The following is an 851-nucleotide window of genomic DNA, read 5'->3' as shown; positions in this document are numbered from 1 at the left end:
CGCGGCGACTATCTGGCCATCGTGACGCTGGGCTTCGGTGAAATCATCCGTATCTTCATGAACAACCTCGACCGTCCGGTGAACATCACCAACGGTCCGAAGGGGATCACCGGCATTCAACCCGCCTCGTTGTTCGGCTTCGATTTTTCGAAGGCGCACGAGTTCTTCGGGTTCAAGGTCAGCTCGGTGTACATGTACTACTACCTGTTCGTGTTCCTCGCGTTGCTCATCGCATTCATCTGCGTGCGCTTGCAGCACTCGCGTATCGGACGCGCCTGGGTCGCCATTCGTGAAGACGAAGTCGCCGCCAAGGCAATGGGCATCAACACACGCAACATCAAGCTGCTCGCGTTCGCCATGGGCGCGTCGTTCGGTGGCGTGGCGGGTGGCATGTTCTCCGCGTTCCAGGGCTTCGTCTCGCCCGAGTCGTTCACTTTCTGGGAGTCGATCGTCGTGCTCTCGATGGTGGTGCTCGGCGGTATGGGCCACATTCCGGGCGTGATTCTGGGCGGTGTGCTGCTCTCGGCGTTCCCCGAGATCCTGCGCTCGACCATGGGCCCGTTGCAGATGAAGTTGTTCGGTAGCGTCATCGTCGATCCCGAAGTGATCCGGCAGTTGCTGTACGGTCTGGCCATGATCCTGATCATGCTGTACCGTCCGGCCGGCCTGTGGCCGTCGCCGCGTCCGGAAGAACGGACTCTGTAAGCCGAGGGAGATGACCTGAACATGAGCGAACAAATTCTTCTGTCCGTCAAGGGCGTGAACAAGCGCTTCGGCGGTCTGCAGGCCCTCACCGATGTGGGCCTGGAGATCAAGCCGGGGCAGATCTACGGGCTGATCGGCCCGAACGG

At 60.5% G+C, this 851-nt stretch carries 2 pseudogenes; both read left to right on the top strand.

The annotated features are described in order from the left end of the window. Positions 1–705: pseudogene (locus A9762_RS27005) on the top strand (ABC transporter ATP-binding protein); the annotation flags it as partial. Between the two features lie 21 nt (positions 706–726). Next, positions 727–851: pseudogene (locus A9762_RS28760) on the top strand (ABC transporter ATP-binding protein); the annotation flags it as partial.

The sequence above is a fragment of the Pandoraea sp. ISTKB genome (genome assembly GCF_001721285.1).
In the GTDB taxonomy this organism is placed as follows: domain Bacteria; phylum Pseudomonadota; class Gammaproteobacteria; order Burkholderiales; family Burkholderiaceae; genus Pandoraea; species Pandoraea capi.
The sequence above is the reverse complement of the archived record's forward strand: the minus strand, read 5'-3'. Positions and strand labels throughout refer to the sequence as shown.